Annotated in this window: 15 protein-coding genes; 6 read left to right on the top strand and 9 right to left on the bottom strand. The window is 37.4% G+C overall.

Annotated features, from left to right (window positions below):
- Window positions 1-259: 259 nt before the first annotated feature.
- Window positions 260-4078, top strand: a complete 3819-nt coding sequence (locus tag FS486_RS05725) for an AAA domain-containing protein (protein ID WP_186321372.1) — start codon at window positions 260-262, stop codon at window positions 4076-4078.
- Between the two features lie 4 nt (window positions 4079-4082).
- Window positions 4083-4844 carry a hypothetical protein gene (locus FS486_RS05720; protein WP_144510366.1) on the top strand — a complete coding sequence of 254 codons (762 nt, stop codon included), beginning with the start codon at window positions 4083-4085 and terminating at the stop codon, window positions 4842-4844.
- A 67-nt stretch (window positions 4845-4911) separates the two neighbouring features.
- Here the strand turns inward: FS486_RS05720 and FS486_RS05715 are convergent, their stop codons facing one another.
- A complete protein-coding gene (locus tag FS486_RS05715) occupies window positions 4912-5730 on the bottom strand; it encodes a S1C family serine protease (protein ID WP_144510365.1) in 819 nt (272 codons plus the stop codon).
- Window positions 5731-6466: 736 nt separating this feature from the next.
- Between FS486_RS05715 and FS486_RS05710 the strand changes: the two genes are divergently transcribed.
- From FS486_RS05710 to FS486_RS05700, 3 genes are all read left to right on the top strand, one after another.
- Window positions 6467-10903, top strand: a complete 4437-nt coding sequence (locus FS486_RS05710) for a S8 family peptidase (protein ID WP_144510364.1) — start codon at window positions 6467-6469, stop codon at window positions 10901-10903.
- A gap of 222 nt (window positions 10904-11125) precedes the next feature.
- On the top strand, window positions 11126-12595 hold the full coding sequence (locus FS486_RS05705; RefSeq protein WP_144510363.1) for a hypothetical protein: 1470 nt from the start codon (window positions 11126-11128) through the stop codon (window positions 12593-12595).
- A 1009-nt stretch (window positions 12596-13604) separates the two neighbouring features.
- Window positions 13605-13838, top strand: a complete 234-nt coding sequence (locus FS486_RS05700; protein WP_144510362.1) for a hypothetical protein — start codon at window positions 13605-13607, stop codon at window positions 13836-13838.
- Between the two features lie 20 nt (window positions 13839-13858).
- On the opposite strand, the gene qoxD is transcribed toward FS486_RS05700, so the two are convergent.
- The 7 genes from qoxD to FS486_RS05665 form a co-directional block, all read right to left on the bottom strand.
- Entirely contained in the window at window positions 13859-14140 is a 282-nt protein-coding gene (gene qoxD, locus FS486_RS05695) for a cytochrome aa3 quinol oxidase subunit IV (protein WP_144510361.1), read from the bottom strand.
- Between the two features lies 1 nt (window position 14141).
- Window positions 14142-14738: a cytochrome aa3 quinol oxidase subunit III gene (gene qoxC / locus FS486_RS05690; RefSeq protein ID WP_144510360.1), complete on the bottom strand. Its 597-nt coding sequence runs from the start codon at window positions 14736-14738 to the stop codon at window positions 14142-14144.
- Window positions 14735-16684, bottom strand: a complete 1950-nt coding sequence (gene qoxB / locus FS486_RS05685; RefSeq protein WP_144510359.1) for a cytochrome aa3 quinol oxidase subunit I — start codon at window positions 16682-16684, stop codon at window positions 14735-14737. The genes qoxC and qoxB overlap by 4 nt, the downstream gene beginning before the upstream one ends.
- A gap of 77 nt (window positions 16685-16761) precedes the next feature.
- A complete protein-coding gene (gene qoxA / locus FS486_RS05680; RefSeq protein WP_144510358.1) occupies window positions 16762-17685 on the bottom strand; it encodes a cytochrome aa3 quinol oxidase subunit II in 924 nt (307 codons plus the stop codon).
- Window positions 17686-18026: 341 nt separating this feature from the next.
- A complete protein-coding gene (locus FS486_RS05675; protein ID WP_144510357.1) occupies window positions 18027-18677 on the bottom strand; it encodes a hypothetical protein in 651 nt (216 codons plus the stop codon).
- A 62-nt stretch (window positions 18678-18739) separates the two neighbouring features.
- Window positions 18740-20932: a YhgE/Pip domain-containing protein gene (locus FS486_RS05670; RefSeq protein WP_144510356.1), complete on the bottom strand. Its 2193-nt coding sequence runs from the start codon at window positions 20930-20932 to the stop codon at window positions 18740-18742.
- Window positions 20933-21058: 126 nt separating this feature from the next.
- Window positions 21059-21262: a small, acid-soluble spore protein tlp gene (locus tag FS486_RS05665; protein WP_144510355.1), complete on the bottom strand. Its 204-nt coding sequence runs from the start codon at window positions 21260-21262 to the stop codon at window positions 21059-21061.
- Between the two features lie 139 nt (window positions 21263-21401).
- Between FS486_RS05665 and FS486_RS05660 the strand changes: the two genes are divergently transcribed.
- Complete coding sequence (locus FS486_RS05660; protein ID WP_144510354.1) at window positions 21402-21662, top strand: hypothetical protein; 261 nt, start codon at window positions 21402-21404, stop codon at window positions 21660-21662.
- 86 nt (window positions 21663-21748) lie between these two features.
- On the opposite strand, the gene FS486_RS05655 is transcribed toward FS486_RS05660, so the two are convergent.
- Window positions 21749-22117 (bottom strand): hypothetical protein, encoded by a 369-nt coding sequence (locus tag FS486_RS05655; protein WP_144510353.1) that lies wholly within the window; start codon window positions 22115-22117, stop codon window positions 21749-21751.
- Window positions 22118-22187: the final 70 nt, after the last annotated feature.

Raw genomic sequence — 22187 nt, 5'->3', positions numbered from 1 at the left:
TAGATGTAAATTAATAATATTAAAAGATTTATAAGATAGCAACAAAAAATTCACGAAATGTTTAAAATTATGAGTATTGAATTAATGGTATTTATTGTATATAATTTCTCTCCACCTTAGTTTTCATGATTTTGTAAGTTCTTTATTTGTTAATTTAGAGGTATAATAAAGTTAATGCAGAGTACCCGATTTGTTGAAAATCGAGATGGGTGCTCTTTTGTTTTTGAACCGTTTATACAATTAGAAAGGAGGCATGTGCATGAGACATGCTTCAATCCCAGTCGATATGATGCGGTGTAACCTAATGATAACGAATAAAGCACGCGGAGGAATTCAGGAATGGGCAACTGATGAACATGCCTTTTTTAATATGCAAGCATTTTTTGAGGTTCATATTGAAAAACGTCCGGTAAATGCCCATGGGAATACTCCACTTTCACTTTATTTTGACAATGTAAAGAACGAAACTTTAGTAGAGAAACTAGAGGGACGAGTTGGAGTGATGGAATGTATACTTCAAAACGATGGGCTTCTTGCCACAGCATTTCATGTACGAAGCTCCAAAGTTCCTGTAAAGACCAATCGACGACTTCCAGTCAGTTTAAACTTTGTTACTGCTCGTAATAATGGAGCAGGGATGCCTATTCAATTACATACACAAATTCGGGAGTTGCCTGTCGCGGAAGAAAGGTCAGAGTACGTAAAAAAAAGAATTTCCAGTTGGGAAGGATACTTGAAGATACAAGAACGTAATGCAGATATTGCGGATATTACGACCGTTTATTCAAACCTTATTTTCAATGAAGACTTCAGCAGAATGACACTTGTTGGGAGTAATGTAAACGGAAATGAGTGGAACAAGTTAAAAGGTCTGAGTGTTTCTTTAAAAGGATTTCAACATGATATCGGGGATGTATTAAAGGTAGATCGTTCCAAAAAAAACATTGAGATTGAGATGAAACCGAGATTTCGTGAGATGGCTAGAAAAAATCAGTGGCACCCCAAATTGAAAGAAGCAACGTTTAGCAACTTTGCCACACTAAGTCAGATTCGAAGATTTCGTAAAGGATTTGAAGATTTACAAAATGGTCTAGCCGCAAATGCAAATTTAGAAAATATTTTATTTGAAAATCGTCCAACTATCCGTATATCGAATAAGAAAAAGGAATTAGAATTTCATAACCAGTTAAATGAGTTTCAACAAGAAGCGGTTGTTGGAGCGATGTCTGCGGAAGATTTATACGTCATTCAAGGACCTCCAGGAACGGGAAAAACTACTGTTATATCTGAAATTTGTCAGCAAAATGCAAAGGCGGGACTTCGAACTTTAGTTGCTTCTCAGTCAAATTTGGCCGTTGATAATGCGCTTAGTAGACTGCTTTCTAATAAGGACATTCGAATTTTACGTTTTGGCAGAACAGAGAGCATTGAAGAAGAAGGTAAAAGATTTATAGAAGAAAATGTTGGTCAGTATTGGAAAGATCAAACGTTAAGCGCTTTGTTATATGAAATAGATACCCACCCCACAAAAGAAGGACAACTGAATGGAAATTTGTCTGATTACAAAAAGCAAGTAGAATTGCTCCAACAGGAAGTCGTCGTATTAGAACAAAAAATAAAGCGAAAACAAGAGGCACAAGTCGAATTTTTTGAACGTGGCCAGCAAATTAAGGAGCTTAAAAAACGATTAGTACTCTTGAAAAAAGAACGAGAAAAGCTTGAAGAAGAGTGTGCACATTTAAAAAGCACGGTGGAAGAGCTTCTAAAAGAAATAAAAAAGATGGAACATTTCATTGAGTCTCATGCGAAATATGAAGAATTGGGACTAAGTAGAGAACGCTTGCAGATGGAAATTGAGCAAACCAAAAAACAGATTCTCTATAGACAGTCGGTAGTAGAAAGCAGAAATGTCGAAGCATTATTAATAGGGACAAGACATGAATATCAAACTGTACAAGTGAAAATAGACCACTTAGAGGGGTTTTTGACCGAAATACAGATCATTAATAAATTTGAATTATTAAAAGAGCAGATGCGTCAATTTGAAATCATCCCTGCTTCCACTTTAGAAAAACAGATAGCAGAGTTGGACAGTCTTATAGAAATGATTATGTCTTTTGCCGATTGGGAGGAACTAAATAAACGATTGCTTCCAGCTATCGATTACATAGAGGGTTTATTGACAAAGAATAATATTTCGTTAGAATCTGTAAAAAACCACGTAACGAGTAGCGGAGTTGTATTTGATACTTCTTATTCGGTAAAAGAAATACATCAATTTATCGACAGCATGAAGCGTTTGTTGACATCAGGAACAGTTACTGTTGAGAAGTTGGAAGTGTATTTGGAAGGCTTGAATGTACGTAAGAAGTTTGTATGGGAACAAGGGAAAACCTTGCAAAGAGCAAAGGCTGATTCAGCGAATAGGTTTCAAACGATAAAAGTAGAATTGGCTGAACAAGTAAGAAGAAATATTTTTACGATCAAACAGACCACTGATGAATTAAAAAGCAAAGGGACTGTGCAAAGCGAAGAGCTACGACAATTGCAAGAAAAAGTCACTCTGTTACACGGTCAAATAGGATCTACGGAAAATACCCCTGAACTACCATCGTTGCAAGAACAATTACGAGAAAAAGAAAATACTTATAGCAACATGGAAAAAACAATAGAAACACTTACGCGATACACTAATCAGCTTCAACAAAAAAACGACGAGCTTGCTATTTTTACTAAACAATTAGATATAAACTCAGCTTCACTTCAAGAAAAAGAACAGGAAAGTAAGCAAGTGAATTCGGAAGGTTTAGAGCAAGAACGGCAATGGAAAGCGCTAGAAGAGTTACTAAAACAAAAACCAGAAGATGAGCGGGAAAAAGTCTTGATAGATATAGCGGTTCTGGAAAAAAATATCTTAGAAACTCAGCTGGAGATAGACCGGCTACCAATCACGCAGGCTTTACAAAATGAATGGAGTGGCATGCTAAAAGAAGCTAATAATCATGACTTGGATGAAATTCGGAAATTATATGTACGACATGCCAATGTAATTGGGACAACATGTGTAGCATCTGCACGCAAAGAGTTTATGGACAATTATCCAACGTTTGACGTTGTTATTATCGATGAAGTTTCAAAAGCAACTCCCCCCGAACTATTACTTCCTATGTTAAAGGGGAAAAAAATCATTTTAGTTGGAGATCATCATCAGTTGCCTCCACTTGTAGGAGAAGACACACTGGATGAAACACTTAAAGCGATATTGGAGGAAAGCGAAAATCTAGAGGAAAAAGATGAGTTGAAGAAGCTTTTAAAAGAGTCTCTTTTCGAACGCTTATTTAAAAATTTGCCGAAAACGAACAAAACGATGCTTGCTATCCAATATCGTATGCACGAGAATATTATGGAAACAATTACCCCTTTTTATGAGGAAGAAAATTATCGCTTACAGTGTGGGTTAACAAATTCAGATGTTATGCGAGATCATTTGTTGGAATCACGTTTTGTCAATCGAAAAGACCATCTACTGTGGCTAGATATGCCGAATGAGAAGCCATATTTTGAGGAACGAATGAAAGATGGAAAAAGTCGATTTAATCAAGCGGAATTAGACACCATTCGAGAAGTATTAAAGGATTTAGACAAGGCTGCCGCAACTGCTAAAAGCGAAGGAAGAATGCAGGGAGATGAAAGAAAAAGTATTGGAGTCATAAGTTTTTATGGAGAACAAGTGAAGCGAATAGATCGTTTAATACAACAGGAAACCAATCTAAAGCATTTGAGTTTTCGAACAGGAACTGTCGATAAATTTCAAGGGATGGAAATGGATGTCATCATTTTAAGTATGGTTCGTAACACTCAGGACAAGAACGGTGATATAGGATTTGCGAATGATTATAGACGTTTAAACGTAGCATTATCCCGTGCGAGAGAATTACTCGTTTTAGTTGGCAGCACCGAGATGTTCACTAAACGAGCTAAACAGAGGAATTCAAGAGAAATGTACAGCCGTTTGCTTAGCACCGTAAAAAAACAAAATGGATATCGAAATCATACAAAAAGCAAGTTAGAGGTCTAATGAAATGCATAATGTAGAAAAACGTTTAAGAAACCAGCTGCAACAAAATAGCAAAGTGAAAATTATTGATTCTACTAGATGGAGTATCCCTATCCATTCTGTGGAAGTCGAATACAAGCCGGTGAAGCGCTCAAAAATGGATATTCTCATGAAAATGATGCTCATTTCTTTTCAAAAAGCTGAAATTGAAAGAGCGGAGCAGCTTAGTGAGCTTTTACTCGTTGAGCAACTTTTTGTTGAAGACCTAATCAATATTATGAAGAGAACAGGATTAATAGAAAAAAAAGGGAAGCTGTTTGTTTTAACTGATAAAGGATTCCAGCAGTTAGAAAATGGAGTTTTTGAGGAAGAACAAGAACAGGAAAAACAAGTCGTCCTATATAGTATATGTCATCATGCATTTTTAAACGGGGAAATAAAACCTGCCATGGATGGAGAGGCAGAGCTTGCAACCTACCGTTTTGTAGAGGAAGGTTATTTGGATAAAGAACTTTCTTTTGAAGAAGGGAAGATCATCGATGCTTTACATAACGATGCCCCGGACACTACTGAAGGGGATGTTCAAATTGTTATTTCAGAAATTCAATCTACTACTGATTTGTATATAGATGATATTCCTTGCTTCGAATTTATTGTCTATAACAAAGAAGAAGATGTTCTATATGCGCGTGTTTGGAATACATTAATAGAAAAATGGGATGAAAAACTGGAACATGAACTAGAAGAAAAAGAGCGTATGGCTTGGCGTGAAAAATATTTATCATAGTAAATAGAACGCGAGAAGAAAAAGATTTACTTTTCTTCTCGCGTTTTTTAGCTCGTTGCTCATGAGGTCACAGTTTCTTATAATATTCTTCAATTGGCACAAACAGGCCAACCTTGCCATATTCCTTGAGATCTAATGTAGCAAAGACTACTCCAATTACTTGACCGTCTTTATTCAATACAGGGCTACCACTATTGCCGCGATAAACCGGAGCTTTCATCATCACTACAGGTACATCCCAATCACTTAATAGATATTCGTCTAGAATTGTTCCCTCGTTTGCGATGCCGGTAAAGTTTAGGGGATTTCCGATAAAGGTAACGGGATCATCTTTTATAAAAGATTTTTTTGAGGCAAGATCTAGGTGAGGTAAATCTTCCCCTTCCACTTCTAAAACAGCTAGGTCTACATCTGGATATGTATGTATTACGTTTGCTTTAAAACGACCGTCTTCTGGAAAACCAACAATCACTGTATCATTTCCTTCGATGACGTGATAGTTTGTTAAAATTGTTCCGCTACTAGAAATAGAAAAACCGGTTCCTTTGCTATCTTCGGATAAAACCACGACAACGGACTCTTTATAGAGGGCAATATCTTCTTGCACGGATAATCTAGCGGACGTTTTTAAAAATTCAATTGCAGGAATTGAATATATTTGAAAGATAACTGCAAATGTATTGATGAATAAAACAGTAGCCATTATCCAGAATATCCATCTAGGAAATGGACGCTTCGTTTTAGGATTTGTCCTTTCTTGTGCCTCCTCAAGGAGTGCCTCTCTTTGAGCTTCTAACACAAACTCTAGGAATTCTTCATCTGCAACTGTTTCATCCATATCTTCCTCATCCCATTTATACTTATCCTTTTTATCTTTTTGGTCCATGCTTTCACCCCTAGCTTTAATGCATATTGTTAGATGTATTATACACAATTGTATGAGCATTTCCCGATAACCTCTTTTTCTAAAACGTAGCTCTTAGTTTATTTTAAAAAAGTTTTGTCTTATCCTGTAGGATTTTAACAATGTTTTCTTCATCACATTAGCAACAGAATGATGATTTGTATGAAGCTCAACATGTGATAGTAGTCAATTATTCATATAATTAATTCGAATATTAGTAATTATGACTAATTAAAAGTATTTAAATTGCAAAATGTTATTTAGAAAGGTATGTTCCATGAAAATAAAATTGATAGTCAAATTACCCTTTTCTAGTTTATGGGCTTAATTAATTATTTTTCAAAAAAGGGACAAAATTGAAATCTCTTAATATAACTATGTATTTTTAATAAACCCTTCAAAATAGTGATTTTAAACCTTTCATACTTATTCCGTTATTCTTTTAGAAAGTGCTTTATACCTATTGAAATACTGAAACAAACTAGTAATTAACTATTAACTTTAAAGAAATGGATAAAACGTGACAAAAATCGACAAAGTTTTCAATTCATTTGCTTTATAGTGGTAATTACAACTAGAGACTCACGATTGACACCATTGATTCTGTATACCTAAATTACGGTTTGGGAAAGGAGGCGAAGGTGTTTTTGTTTGGTCTTTTTTAAAGGCCATCAGCTTCTCGCTAGGTATTAATATCGATGTAAAATTCAAAGGAGGAATGAAGTTGAGGAAGAAAAGTAGTCAAATCAAAGCACTGAGTGTTGCTGCATCCCTACTAATGACATTTTCGCTAATCGCACCAAATGTAGTTAGTGCCGAAACGACGAGTAAGCTTCATCAATCTTTCAGAGATTCGAGCACAAATTCAATTTCTGTACAAGATAAGGTGAGCAGTCGTTTACTAGAAAACTTTAAAGCGGATGAAAAAGTAACATTTCTAGTCAAATTCAAAGAAAAAACGGATTCAGAAGCAGTAGCTGCAGAAGCGCGAAAAAATGCAAATGCCTCAAACCTATCAGCACATAATACGAAGCTGATCCAACGCTCTGCTGTTGTATCTGAATTGAAGGCAACTTCTCTCGAGTCGCAACAAACAGTAAAGGAATTTCTTGAACAGGAAGCAGCCAAGGGGAATGCTGAAAATATTACATCGTATTACATTGTAAATGGTATGGCTGTAACGGCGACGAAAGAAGTTGCTCAAAAAATTGCGATGTTCCCAGAAGTTGAAAAGGTACTACCAAATGAAACCCGTCAATTATTTACGACAAAAACAGAAAAAGCTATTGCACCTAAAGCGGAGGTTGCAAACGTTGAGTGGAACATCGAGCGTGTGAAAGCTCCAAATGTTTGGGCAATGGGTATAGATGGTGCAGGAACAGTTGTAGCGAGTATCGATACCGGTGTTCAATGGGACCATCCAGCTTTAAAGGAAAAATACCGTGGCTATAATAAAGCAACTGGACAAGTTTCCCATGATTTCAACTGGTTTGATGCGACTGCGGGACGTGCTACACCCTATGATGATATTGAACATGGTACGCATGTAACAGGAACAATGGTAGGAAGTGAACCAAATGGTGCTAACCAAATTGGTGTTGCCCCAGGAGCGAAATATATTGCTGTTAAAGCTTTTACATCAGCCGGTGGTACAGATGCTGACTTACTAGAAGCGGCACAGTGGATTTTAGCGCCGACCGATGCGAATGGAAATGCGCGTGTGGACATGGCTCCAGACATTGTCAATAACTCTTGGGGTGGTGGTCCTGGTTTAGACGAGTGGTACCGAGAGGTCGTTGTCAACTGGCGTGCTGCAGAAATTTTCCCTGAATTCTCTGCAGGAAACACTACGCTTACAAATCCAGGGGGAGCGGGGTCGGTCGCAGCACCAGCAAATTACCCTGAGTCATTTGCAACGGGTGCAACAGACATCAATAACAAAGTGGGAAGCTTCTCTCTTCGTGGACCTTCTCCATACGCTGAGATTAAACCAGATATCTCGGCACCGGGTGTAAACATTCGTTCTTCTATACCAGGTGGTGGTTATGAAGGAGGCTGGAATGGAACTTCGATGGCAGGACCAGCAGTATCTGGTGTAGCTGCGCTTCTTCGCCAAGTGAACGCTAACTTGACGGTTGATGAAATGGAAGAAATTCTTCTTGAAACAGCGAATCCATTGACGGATTCCCAATACCCGGCAACACCTAACCATGGATATGGTTATGGTTTAGTCGACGCTTATGAAGCTGTATCTTCCGTTGTAACCGGTCTTGGAACACTAAAAGGTCAAGTAACACAGCAAGGAGACGATAATGAGGCCCCAGTATTTGAACATTCGTCTCCTCGTGAAACGTATGCTGGTATGGATTTAGATTTAACGATTGCAGTTAGCGATAACATTAGTGTTGCTTCTGTCTTATTGAACTACAAAGATGCAAATGGGACTTGGAAAGCAATCGAAGCTGGTCATAAGTCCGGTGATTACAAATCAGGTGAGTTCAATGTAGTAATCCCTGGAACCCTTATAACAGGTAATTCATTCACATACAAATGGACAATCAATGATTTCGGCAACAACGAAGTGAGCAGTGAAGAATACGTTGTACAGGTGAAGCCAGGAATTACGGTTGGGTATTCAGAAGACTTTGAAGCGCAACCGATTGGCTGGAATTCGTTTGGTGAAGCAAATAGCTGGGAATGGGGCAAACCAACATCAGGCCCAGGAAATGCTGCATCTGGTGAAAAGGTATACGCAACAAACTTAGCTGGTAATTATGATAGTAGAATGAACGCTACTCTAGTAATGCCTCCAATTGATTTGCCAGAAGGGAACTCCTATTTACAGTTCAAACAATGGCATAACTTTGAGGAATCTTCGACTGGAAGAGCTTGGGATTATGGTCATGTATTTGTTTCTACAGATCAAGTAGAGTGGACACAATTGCTAATGGTCCAAGGCGCATCAAATGGTTGGATAGATGCTGAAGTGGATCTATCAGCTTATGCGGGACAACGTATCTATATCGGATTTAACGCTTTTTCTGACGGAAGCGTTGTAAGAGAAGGATGGTATATTGATGATGTAGGACTTGCGGAAGTCTCACAGACTGGCAAAGTAGCAAAAGGAAAAGATGCCAATGTAAATAAAGTAACTAGCGGGAATAATAATAACGAAAATAGCAAAGTGAATATTGGAAATGGACAAGACAAATTTGCTAAAAAAGAATTTATTGATCCAACAACAATCCGTCCTGTATTACCTGTTAAAGAGGCACCACCGATTGTTGATAAAATTTCAAACCCTACACTTTTGCCATTAGGTGCTCAAGTAAGTGTGCTTGAATCAGGACGTTCGGTTTATACAAACCCAGCTGACGGTTCTTATTCAATGACTCATGGCGCTGGAACGTTCACCGTAAAAGCGGAAGCGTATGGATTTACTTCTGAAAAACAATCAGTTTCTATTGAAGCGGATGGTACTGCAACTGCGAATTTCACATTAGAAGAAGTTGCACAAAACACGGTAAATGGTACAATTACTGATCAATCGACAGGGGAAGGAATACCTGGGGCAACTCTGTTACTAGTGGAAGATGCGAATATCACACCTGTTGAAACGGATACAGCGGGTAATTATTCACTTACAGCATATGAAGGTGATTACACATTAAAAGTAGTTGCTCGCGGCTATCACAGCCAAGAAGTAAGTATTACAATTGGTTCGGAAACAATCACACAGAACATCGCACTTGAGCCGTTTTACACTTATCCAGGTGGAGAAATCGGTTACGACGATGGTACTGCGGAAAATGCACGTGCTTTCAATGCAGCGGGCAATGCTTGGGCTGTCAAAATGTCACTTCCAGAAGGTAAAGAAAGCGGTATTGTAACAGACGGTGTATTCCGATTCTGGGATACAGAATGGCCGGTACCTGGTGGAACTGCATTCGCAGTCGAAGTATGGGATGCGACCGGTTCTGACGGTACGCCTGGTAAAAAACTTGCTGGTCCTATCGATGCAACAGCGTTGCGTAACGGTGAATGGACTGTCGTAGATTTAAATGAACACAATATTGTTGTTAATGGCGACTTCTTCATGGTATATCGCCAAACGTTTGCAAATCCAAATACTCCAGGACTTGCAACAGATGAGAATGGAACAAATGCAGGTAGAAGTTACCAAGGAGTTTCCGGTGCTTGGTCACCATCACCAGCTGAGGAAGGAAACTATATGATTCGTGCACGTGTGAGCTATGAAGTGCATGGTCCGGTTATTACTTCACCAGTAGCTGATTCAGTTACAAATGAAGCTTCAATTTCAATAGAAGGAACTGCATCACCAACAACTACAATAGAGTTGAAACAAAACGGTGAAGACGCGGGCTCTGTTATCGTAGCTGAAGATGGTAAATTTACAATTCCTACCGAGCTAACAGAAGGTACAAATGAATTTAAAGCAGTTTCTGTTCTTGATGGAAGAGTAACAGGTGAATCAGCACCTATCACAGTCATTTTGGACACGTTGAAACCTGAACTCACAATTGACAGCCCGAAAGATGGCGATAAAACAAATCGTGAATCAGTAACGATAGAGGGAACTGTTAAAGATGCTAACCTTGACTCAGTAAAGATTAATGGTCAAAATGCAACGGTCGTAGAGGGTAAGTACTCTAAACGAATCCTACTAGAGAATGGTGAAAACGAGATTAAAGTTGTCGCTAAAGATAAAGCGAATAATAGTGTATCGAAAAAAGTAACAGTTACAGCACAGTACGATGCACCTGTCATCGAAAACGTAACACCAACTGAAGATTTATATTTGACTACAGGTAAAAGCGTTAAAATTGAATTTGACAGTACTCCTGGATTGAAAGCAACATTTGTTATCCATATGCCACTAACTAATGTGGGTAATGTTCAAAATGCGACCGAATTACCAATGATGGAACAAGCAAACGGTCATTACGTTGGATATTGGACAGTTCCTGCTGAAACTGTAGCAAATGGAGCAGTTTTGGAAGTTAAAGTTGTAGACAGCTTTAATAATGAGACACGCCAAAAAGCTGCAGGTAAACTGTACATCAACGTACCAGTACCATCTGCACAACCCACAGAAGAATTGGTAGAAATACCAGCAGAATTGTCTGCAGAATAACTATAAAAATAGTATTAGAGACTGTCTCAAAGGATTTAACTTTGAGACAGTCTTTTTTTGCTTTATTGGAGTTTTTAATACATATTTTATTTTAATCTTTAGAACTAAATTAGTTTGAAAGTAAAGCTTTTGAATGACTGTGATTTAATCTTTGTAAAAGATGATTAAAACCCCTGTTAACGCGCATATGATAGATAATAATGAAGACAAATGAGGTGTACAATGGACGTTTATGAAGATATAATGATGAGTTTTTTACCACATGGTGCAACTGTCTTGGAATTGGAAAATCCTCAAAAAAAGAAAGCGATTATGTTCGCGGATATCGATGGTGACCATGGGGATGAAATGATTGGGGCGTATAGGTATGAAGAACAGAATTATGTCTTAATACTAAAAAACAATGATGGTCATTGGTTACCTTTGATTCATATAAAAGGAGCTGGATATGACATCTCAAATTTAATGGCGCTACCGGTTACAAGTAATTGGATTAATACATTGATCGTTGGATGGAAAATAGATAAAATGCGCTCACAATTAGATTTACTACAATGGACAAATGGTGGTTTTGTAAGATTGCCTACTAATAACACAACTTACAGTAAATTAGAAGTAGAAGATATGCCAGATCAGTTTGGACAGGATGGTCAATATGAACTTGCTATATGGATACATGATACGGGGGACGCTTATAAAATAGAAGTCTATCGCTTTAGTGAAGGAGAATTAGTCCAAGCGAAAGATGTTTATCCGTATTATTTTAAAAAAGTAGAAGCGTATTATGAAAGATTGCTTCAAACAAATGACTATTCTTACTATTGGTATTACTTAGCGGATGCACAGAAGAAAGCGGGAAACTTAGAGCAGAATCTAACTTCCATCGATAAGGCACTATCATTTCGTTCGCCATACCCATCAAAAGAAAAACTATTAGATAAAAAACAACAGGTTTTGAGTCGTTTAACACATGTAAAGTCTAACGGACAGGTAGTAATAGATAAAAAAAGAGGATATGTAAGTGGAGATAGTTTCAAAGATACAGTCTATTTAACTGGTAATATAACAGAAGAAAGCTCTTTTTGGGACAATATTACGTTAAACGTTTTAAATAAAAAATTGGATTTATACGAAGGAGTTTCTTTGAAAGAAAACGTTGGTTATAATCCGAGGATATTCCTTGGAGATTTTACTGGAAATCACCTTGATGACATATTAATCGTTTTAGACAATGTAGCAAAAAGGGGTCCGATTAATGCATATTTGTACACTTTTTTAGCGGGAGAAATGGTGCAAGTTTTTGATTCTGAAAAATATAATGGTAACACGGAATATAACGTAATTTATCAAAACGAACATAAAGTAACCGTAATTAGCACTGTTCCAAAAAAGAAGTATACATTAGACATACCAATTCAAGGACAGCAAGTATTATCAGAACTTTATAATGAGGATGGAACGTTGAAAGAACCAATCGAAGGCTGGGTAAATCCAATTAGTGGTCTTTATCCTGTTGATTTTATAAGAAATGGTACCTATGAAATTGTTGCTTCACAAGAAATTGTAGGTCCACACTTGTTAGAACCACTAGGTTATATACACACTATATTGAAGTGGGATGGCAAAGAATTTAAAGTGGATCGTCAAAGTATATCCTTCTTGGGAGAGGATTTAGTTTCGGAACAAGATTGATAGTTTTCATAATTAAAGAAAGATACTTAGATCAATATGCAACGCCTTACTATAGGGAAAGTGTGTCTTAAGGAAAGGTCCGCTTGGATTTCCGCTGCAGGACGGACGCTTTCCGTAGGGTGAGTGATGAGCCTTCACCGTCCGCTTGCGCGTTCGTTGTGAAGACTCATCTTACTCAATTGATTCTAATGGAGTCGCCGTCTGAAGCTCCAATCCATCAAAATATACGCTTTTAACTGTATTTATTAGCCATTAAAAGTTAGGAAATAGCTTAGCGAGACCAATTGTCACTTGAAAGCAACCAATTCAATGGGAAACGCAACCAGTTTGAGCTTGAAAGCAACCAGATCGACAACGAGCGCAACCAATTCTTCACGCAAAGGCTTGTGGACATGCACTTACCCTATAGTATCCTCTAAATCAATATGGATAACATGTTCCAATCAATATTGCGCAACATCTCAGTCGTTACTCGCACCATTTGAGGCAGATCAAACTTTTATGCTCATATGCTACCTCGTTATGCTCGCATAGCAACATTCTTTGCTCAAAGCGGAAGTAATTTTCTTTGATTTTCTCTGCTGGAGGCGACTCCTGCCGAGGCCAACAAGACGTTGGTCACGAAGGCGTTGCCACACGATGTGGCGATCTTAGCCTTTGTTCCGCTGTGGGCAAATGAGACAGCCCAACGACGCCTAAGCGGCGGGGGTGGCTCATCGCTCACCCGGCGGAAAGCGTCCGCAAGCTGAGAAAATCATAGCGGTCACTCTAAGTCACATTATGCCTAAAAAACGAACCAGAAATTATATTAGTAAACCTTACTCAATAGAGTAAGAATAATAATAAACAGAATTGGTCTCTGAATAATTATTATATTGAAAAGTTGCTAGAGGACTGAGGTTTAATAGCGATTCCTTTGGTTGTCAATATTTAAGCTGGAAAATAATAAATAACATTTGACAATTTTGTGAACGGGGTGAATAATATATAGAAAGGGAGGATGGTCGAAATGGAATCATATTCAAAAATGTTACACGTGACAAGATATGTAGGCGCGATAGTACTCACTATCGGAATTTCCCTATTTTTATATGGAGTTTTTGTGAGTGAGTTAAGTACAATGACGGGAATAGGAATTGGAACGGTTATGGGAGCTGTGTTTATCTTTTTAATTGGTTTGTTTTTAGTTGCTTCTGAGGAAATGCTAGCAAACACTAGACAATACAAAAAAGAGAGCGCCTAAAAAGACGCTCTCCAGTAATTTTACATATCCCAAACCATAGCTAACAATGTACCAAAAATAGTAACTAATGCGATAAGTAATGCGTAATAGATATTCGCATAAATTGACTTTTTGTCGTTCGTTTCACCAGCGTGCATAAATACAACCAGCTGAAGACCGGCCTGTATAAATGCGGTTAGGAGTAGAACGGTCATACCTACTGAGAAAGTCATATCTGTAAAATATACTAAAAGGGCAACAGCCGTAAGGATTAACGAGAACATAAAGCCCATCACTTGTTTGCGGGGGAATAATTCTTTCATATTACATCATTCCTTTCAAGTAGATGAAGCTGAAGATGAAAATCCACACGACGTCTAAGAAATGCCAATAAAGTGAGAATATGAATGATTTATTGGCTGTTTCAGGAGTCAGCCCACGTTTTCTAATTTGCAGGAGGATAAATAACCCCCAGAAAAAACCAAACGTAACATGCAATCCATGTGTGCCTAACGTTGTTAACAAGATTGCTGTGAATGCACTAGTCTGTAATGTTGCCCCTACATGAACATAGTGAATAAACTCAAATACTTCAAAGCTTAAAAACCCAGCACCCAATAAGAGAGTGATTAAAAAGAATCCCATAGTTGCTTTTTTGTTACCTATACGCATTGCATGTATCGCAAGACCAATTGTAAAACTACTAGTTAATAGTAAAATCGTTTCAACTAATACCGGTGTAATTTCAAAGATTTCAGCTCCGGAAGGTCCGTTGCCAGTACGATTAGCTAATGTGAAATAGGATGCAAACAGGGTTGCGAAAAGCATGATTTCGGCACCTAGGAAAATCCAAAAACCTACTATTTTCAAACTGTTTTCTTCCGTACTATATTCCAGTGGAAGCGAGTTATCTACCTTCATTTTTTAACACCTCGCAGTTTATTCTCTGTTTCTTCAATTTCCTCAACAGTAATATATCTTCCATGATCTTTTTCAAATGAACGATAAGCCAAGCATCCTAAAATTCCGATCAAAGAAATTATGACAACTGGCCATATACTGAATACCAAACTAAATCCAAACCCAAAGAAGAGACAACCCATAATAAATGGTAGACCGCTATTATTTGGCATATGAATTTTTTCAACTTTTTCATTGAATAATTTATGCCCGTTTTTCTTCGAATCCCAGAATGCTTGTGTCGAATTAACCTGTGGTGTAATTGCGAAATTGTATTCTGGCACTGGAGTATGCGTAGCCCATTCAAGAGAGCGTGCATCCCATGGATCGCTGCTAATATCTCTTGAAGCATAACGAGTACTATAGTAAATATTGTATACAAGTAGTATAAAACTAATCGCCATAATACCTGCGCCTACAAATGACACCATATTCAATGGTCCAAATCCAGTAGATTCAGAGTAAGTGTACATGCGGCGGGCTTGACCGTCTAAGCCAGTGATATACATTGGGATAAAGGCCAATACGAAGCCGATTGAAAGCAACCATGCTGTCCATTTACCAAGTTTCTCATTTAACATAAAACCAAATAGTTTTGGCCAATAATAAGTGAGACCGGCAAGCATTGCGTAAACGACACCAGGGATAATGACGTTATGGAAGTGAGCGACTAAGAACATCGTATTGTGATATTGATAGTCAGCAGCTGACATTGCCAGCATAACTCCTGTAACACCACCTAATGTAAACAGTGGTATAAACAGCATCGAATATAACATCGGTGTCGTAAATTCGATTTTTCCTTTCCATAAGGTGAATAGCCAGTTAAACATTTTCACACCGGTTGGTACAGCGATAGCCATCGTTGTAATAGAGAAAATACTATTCGTTAATGCTCCTTGACCCATTGTAAAGAAATGGTGGGCCCACACGAAGAACGAAAGTAGGGAGATGACTACCATAGAAGCAACCATTGATTTATAACCGTAAAGATTGCGTCTCGCAAAGGTAGAGATTATTTCACTATATAAGCCGAACGCCGGTAGTATTAAGATGTATACTTCAGGATGTCCCCAAACCCAGAACAAGTTAGCCCAAAGCATATCCATACCGCCACTATCAGTTGAAAAGAAGTTTGTTCCAAACAGTCTGTCCATAGTCCCCATTGCAAGTGCTACTGTTAATACAGGGAAAGCAAAAACAATAATAACGTTTGCGATAAACGCTGACCATGTGAACATTGGCATTTTCATTAAAGTCATACCTGGAGCTCTCATTTTCAGAATGGTTGTTATAAAGTTAATACCAGTCATCAATGTTCCAAGACCCGCAATTTGAATGGCAATCATATAATAATTCGTACCTACAGAGGAACTGAATTCATTGCCTGCAAGAGGGAAGTAAGAAGTCCATCCTGCATCGGGTGATCCCCCTATTATGAAGGACAGGTTAAATAAACCCATACCCATAAAGAATAACCAAAAGCTTAATGCATTTAATCGTGGAAATGCAACATCACGAGCCCCAATTTGTAATGGTACAACGAAATTAAAGAAGAACATGATGAATGGCATAGCCATAAAGAGGATCATGACGACCCCGTGTGTTGTAAAAACCTCATTATAATGTTGAGATTCTAAGAATGTATTATCTGGCATGGAAAGTTGATAACGCATCATAATGGCATCTACGCCACCACGGAATAGCATTAGTAAAGCTGAAAGTAAATACATAATGCCGATTCGTTTGTGGTCTACAGTAGTTAGCCACTCTCTCCAAAGGTATCCCCATTTCTTGAAATAAGTAATACCTACAAATACTGCTACCATCGATAGACTTATGCTAACCATTGCTACATATATTAAAAAGCTAGGATGTGGCACGGCAAATCTTTCAAAGAAATCCATACTATTGTAACTCCTTTCGGGAATATATTGCTTTTTCATTGTAAGTCTTCTTGTATTTAAGGCTTACAAACTATTCATCAATGATGCATATGCTCTGTTTCATTTTCAGAGTGGCTAGCCTCATGATGTTGGTGCTCGGATTCTTCTGATTCCGAATCGGAAGAACCATGGTTATGTTCAGGAGCCGGAGAGAATTCTAAATGTGTTCCATTATACGTGGAACGACCAAGATGTCCAGGCTCCAATAATTCGTTAAATTTCTTCTCTGTTAAAGGTGCTGCTGTTTCGTGTACTTCCTTTACCCAATCATCGAAGTCGGCTTGAGACATCGATGTAACTTCAAATGTATTTTCTGCAAAGCCTTCTCCACTAAAGTTTGCATTTCTTCCAAGGAACTCACCTCTTACATCTGCAGCTAGATGTAAAGTGGTAACCATATCTGACATTGCATACTTTTGTCCTCCAAGTTGAGGAATCCAAAAACTTGTAATTGGTCCATAAGAATATAGTTTAAATTCAATAGGACGATTAGCTGGAATGTACAAATAGTTAACTGTCTCAATATTTTCCTCTGGATAGCTAAAGTGCCATTTCCAGTTGGAAGATGAAGCATAAATAACTATAGGTTCTTGGTCTTCGTAACCTGCAGGTGTTGATTCTACTTCATAGTTACTTTTAACAGAAACTATGGAAAGAAAAATAACTATTATAATTGGCACTCCCACACAAATTGCTTCTATAATCGGATTACCTTCAATATGTGGTGGCTCATAATCTTTACTTTGTTTGGAAGCACGATATTTTAATAATACAAAGATTAAAATGCCGAAAACAACAATGACTATAAAGGACATAAGCCAAATGGATAGCATAATATCATCCGCTTGAGATTTAGCCTGTGGTCCTTTTGGATCCAAGACCAATAATCGATCACAACCGGTTAGCACCGTGGTAATAGTGATAATCATTGTGAGTAAAGCCCATTTCGTTTTCAGTTTCATAGTTGTACCCCTTTCAAATGTTTATTTTTTTGTTGTATTAACGAGTACAAGGATTTTTTACATTCCATTGCCTCTATCATATTCCTATCTTCTCTAAAAACAATGGCAGAAAGATGGCTTCACAAAATGTTCAATTAGATTTCTATATAATTTCAACATTTGTTAACTAAATTGTAACCAATGTCAATAATATGACACCTTTATGGATGGATATGGATATATACTGTGTTTTAATTCGTTTATATAAAGAAGAAATAAAAAAATCCAGAACAATAGAAAATTGTTCTGGAATCTATAGTTTTATTGAGCCTAGAATGCTCGGGATGTGACCGGGCAAGGTGCTAGAACATACTGGGAAATTGCATAACAATTGCTTTAGAAATCATATCGGCCATCTCCAAAGCCTCGGCTTCTATCTGGTCAAACACTTTAATATCTTCTTTATAATTCTTCTTAATCATACATATGGCTTCATATTTCGTTAAAGACAAATGCATATAGAACATTTGTTGTACTCCCGCTTTCGTTAAATATGGATTAATGCTACTTAAAAAGGTAGCTATATCATCTGCATTGCGGTACCATTCTTTTTCTTTCAAATCGGCTTCTTTTGTGTCTCCTTTAACGGCAGCAGTTACCAGTTCGGCCGCTAATACAAGATGTTCTTTGATAAGTTGTGCATATCTACTTGCAATTTGATACCCATAAAAAGGTAGAATACAGTTTCCTAAATCGGTTGCATTTTGTAAAAGTCGTTCTTGAACAGATTGTATATCTGGTAGGTGAAATACGATACTAGTTATTGTCATTCTAGTCCAATTAACATGCTCTAACCAAAGCAGTCGATTCATACTTTCGAAATCGACGGTCGCTTTACTTATATATATTTGCTGTGAAAAATTAGTGATTTTATTTAAAAAATATCTAACCGGTGCAGTGTATTGTGAATAGGGAACCTCATAAGAAGAGGAAAACTCATTTGTAGGTTGCATGCTAAATCGCTCCTTTTATCTCTAATTTACGTTTAGCAGATCCTTAATATGATAAATTGATTTCAATGAAATAATCCTGATTCCCGAGACTTTTTCAACATCCGTTTTGTCTGTCGATTTATTTTTTCTTTTAAGAAGGTGCCGAATAGTAAAAATGCCAGACTGAAGAGGAGAAGGAAGGAAGCATCTCTTATTACTCGTTGCCAGACGATACCTCCTACTGCTTCTCGCATAATATCTACTGCATACGTAAAAGGAAGCGCAGGGTTTATTGTTTGAAAAAACTCTGGCAATAATACAACTGGATACGTTCCTCCAGCTCCTGCAATTTGTAAGACGAGCATAATAATCGCAAGCGCTTTTCCTATATCACCGAATACAGAAACAAGCGTATAGACAATGCTCATGAAAACGAAACTAATAAGAAATCCAAATAATATAAACCAAATGGAATCTTTTACATCTACTCCTAATAGAAGAATGTCACCAACAGTTACAATCAATGCTTGGAGAAGCCCGATCGCAGAAAATGTAAATAGCCTACCGAAATATACTGCGCGTTCACTTATATTATTTTCTTGGTTAGTGGTATCTGTAGCTAGCAATGAGATAAGAAGCAAACAACCTACCCATATGGCAAGAACCGTATAAAAAGGGGTCATCCCAGTTCCATAGTTTGCAATTGGGAAAAGTTTATTTTCATTTAAGGTAATAGGCTCTTCGAAAAAGCTTCGCTCCGCTTGAGGATCATTGCGCAGTAATTGAATTATTTCATTGATATCCGTTTCACCTTGAATTTTTCGTATTCTTTCTGCTAACTGGATCACTTTGTCGTTTATATATGGATATTGGGCCAATGCTTGATCCAATGTTGTTTTTCCTTCTTTGATATGAGTATCTGTGCTATTAAGAGTACGAGACACTTCTGGTAAAGTGGATTGTATACTGGTCAGCATTTCTTTGGCATTTCCTAGAGTTTTTTTGGCTTTTGCTACTTCAGAAAGAACAGTTGGTTCAATCGTGTTTTTGTATTCGTTAATAAAAGTATCCAATCTGACGGATGTATTCTGCGCTATTTTTTGCAAATCACTCAAGGTTTTTTGCATTTGTTGTTCTTTATCTTTTACTAATGTATCGATTGTTCTTGCATTTGTTTGAGCTTCTTGTAAAAAGGATTTCAGTTTATTTGTTTTATCAATTGCATCTGCTAGTTTTGTTTGTTGTTCCGCATTGTTTTCTTCCGTATTGGAGTTATTTGTGCTACTGGTCACGTCTTTTAACCAATTCAGATCCTTCTCAATCGAGTCAACAGTTTGGATATTAGAGGTTATCTTATTGTCTAGATCCTCTTTTACTCTATCCAGCTCTGTAAAATCCAACTGGATGCTTTGCACGTTTTGAAGAAATTCATTTGTACTTTTTGAAATTTTGGAGACTGTTTCTAAATCATTTTCAACTATAGGGGCCAGTTCATTCAAACGATTTTGTGCTTTCGTTAAGAAATCGATTGTTTTCTCAATGGAGCCCAAACCTTCAGTCGTTATTTGTTCCGCACGTGGCATTATGGATTGGGCCTGCGTGATAATTTTCTGAGCGGAGGAAGCATCTTTTTGAGCGCCAGTCATTAATTTATATATTGCCGGCAAATCTTGTTCCAATTTGAACACATAGTTTTCGAAGTTTTGTATATCCGGTAGATCACTTTCTATTTCAATTCCTAAATCATTGAAAAGATCAAAAATGACTCCATTCACACTGGAGATGAATTGACTGCTAACTTTTTGCACGACAACCGTTGCACCTTTCTCTGTTATTTTAGGTGCAATCGAGTTAATTTTTTCATTTACATAGTATTCAATATCTGCTTTTTCGGGATGATCCGAAACGACGGAGGCTAACTTCTCGGAAAAGTTCGGAGGAATAATAATAACTGCAAAATAATCACCATATCTCACTTTTTCCATAGCGGTCTTGCGTGAAGTAAAAGACCATTTCATGTCATGGTTGGTTTTTAAAGTATCGATCAATTCATTGCCTACATTTAGTTGCTCTCCGCGAACTTCCGCTCCTATATCCTCATTTACAACGGCCACCGGAAGCTGATCGGTTTTTGCGTAAGGGTCCCAAGAGGCATAAATATTAAGCCATGCATATAAAGAGGGTAAAAAAACTAAACCAGCTATAAGAATAGCGGCTACCCAATTCTTGCTTATATTTTGAATGTCTGTCTTGAAAATGTTCCAACTATTTTTCATAACTAGTCCACCCTGCTAAATTGAAGTTGATAGTCCTTGATAGCTTTAGTATACCCCGTGTAAATAGGGGTTAACCTAAACAAACTGAAAAAGCCAGCCTAGTATTATCTACTGGGCTGGCTACTGTTAAATGTATTTGTTCACGCGGGATTTAGCTTCTGCAAGTATTTCAGCTCTCAAACCGCCAAGGCTATCTTCACGACGAGTATTTTTTTCTTTATTTGAAGCTAGTTCATCTTCTGCCGTGAACTCTATTGCTGCTTCATTATTACAGATTTCTTTCTTTAATCTTTCTTCATTATCAGCTGAATCTATTGGTAGTGGGGACATATCATTTCCTCCTTCATTGTTCCATTCAAGAGGTAGTATTCCCTCATTTATAAAAACTATTTAATATAGTTCTTACTTTGAATAAAAAGGCCATGGTTTTGCCATAGTAAAGCTAAGTAACGTGAAAGGAGGTCTTTTTATGGAAGATCATACACAAATGAGCTGGAAAGAAGATAATGTAATTGCTCGATTGTATAATTCTGTGGATGATGTCACGTTAGCCGTAGGGCAAGCTTTAACACATCCAACAGATGAAGCAATTCAAAATGCACATAATGCCATTGAACAGGCTGATAGATCAGTGGCTATGGCGCTTCAAAGTAGAGGGAACTTAGAGCCGATTAGTTCACTGCAGGAGCAGTTGAACCAGAACAAAGAGCAACTGAACAGAATTCACTAGCTAAAAACGTATATTCCATTATTTTTTCGACGGAAGATCGGATAAGTTCATATAAGCCTATAGCAGCCAGAGTTGCTTGTAAACGATTAAATTACTTCCATTTCTTTGAGGACCGTATTTAAATCTGTCTCTTGTATTTTTTCAGTTGCTTCATCGATTAAATGTTGAATAAAAGCCTCTTCATCAAAGTCGCCAGGGTCAATCTCAAATTTATCTAATTCAATATAAACAGTAGCGCTAACATTTTCTTCGATTTCCACTAACTCGGTGAAAAAAAGCCACCATCTATTTTCATCAAACCGTTTTCCGTTAATATGGACAATGGCGGAGGTGACCATGGAAGATGGGACAGAATAATAACTTTTTATACGAATGAACGTTTCATCATTATTTGCGGCAAATATCATTTCTTCATATCCAATATCAAAGAATTGTTTAAATTCTACTTTGTTCAAAATAATCCCCCCAAAACAAAATCTATGTGATAAGTATATAGATAGAGAAGAAAGATTATGACTAAATGTA

It is taken from the genome of Bacillus sp. FJAT-22090, from assembly GCF_007676755.1.
Taxonomy (GTDB): Bacteria; Bacillota; Bacilli; order Bacillales_A; family Planococcaceae; genus Psychrobacillus.
This window is presented reverse-complemented; position numbering and strand designations above follow the sequence as displayed.

Excerpts from the sequence above, each read along its gene's own strand:
- FS486_RS05725 (WP_186321372.1), top strand. The coding sequence starts at position 260 with ATGAGACATGCTTCAATCCCAGTCGATATGATGCGGTGTAACCTAATG.
- FS486_RS05720 (WP_144510366.1), top strand. The coding sequence starts at position 4,083 with ATGCATAATGTAGAAAAACGTTTAAGAAACCAGCTGCAACAAAATAGC.
- FS486_RS05715 (WP_144510365.1), bottom strand. The coding sequence starts at position 5,730 with ATGGACCAAAAAGATAAAAAGGATAAGTATAAATGGGATGAGGAAGAT.
- FS486_RS05710 (WP_144510364.1), top strand. The coding sequence starts at position 6,467 with ATGAAGTTGAGGAAGAAAAGTAGTCAAATCAAAGCACTGAGTGTTGCT.
- FS486_RS05705 (WP_144510363.1), top strand. The coding sequence starts at position 11,126 with ATGGACGTTTATGAAGATATAATGATGAGTTTTTTACCACATGGTGCA.
- FS486_RS05700 (WP_144510362.1), top strand. The coding sequence starts at position 13,605 with ATGGAATCATATTCAAAAATGTTACACGTGACAAGATATGTAGGCGCG.
- qoxD (WP_144510361.1), bottom strand. The coding sequence starts at position 14,140 with ATGAAAGAATTATTCCCCCGCAAACAAGTGATGGGCTTTATGTTCTCG.
- qoxC (WP_144510360.1), bottom strand. The coding sequence starts at position 14,738 with ATGAAGGTAGATAACTCGCTTCCACTGGAATATAGTACGGAAGAAAAC.
- qoxB (WP_144510359.1), bottom strand. The coding sequence starts at position 16,684 with ATGGATTTCTTTGAAAGATTTGCCGTGCCACATCCTAGCTTTTTAATA.
- qoxA (WP_144510358.1), bottom strand. The coding sequence starts at position 17,685 with ATGAAACTGAAAACGAAATGGGCTTTACTCACAATGATTATCACTATT.
- FS486_RS05675 (WP_144510357.1), bottom strand. The coding sequence starts at position 18,677 with ATGCAACCTACAAATGAGTTTTCCTCTTCTTATGAGGTTCCCTATTCA.
- FS486_RS05670 (WP_144510356.1), bottom strand. The coding sequence starts at position 20,932 with ATGAAAAATAGTTGGAACATTTTCAAGACAGACATTCAAAATATAAGC.
- FS486_RS05665 (WP_144510355.1), bottom strand. The coding sequence starts at position 21,262 with ATGTCCCCACTACCAATAGATTCAGCTGATAATGAAGAAAGATTAAAG.
- FS486_RS05660 (WP_144510354.1), top strand. The coding sequence starts at position 21,402 with ATGGAAGATCATACACAAATGAGCTGGAAAGAAGATAATGTAATTGCT.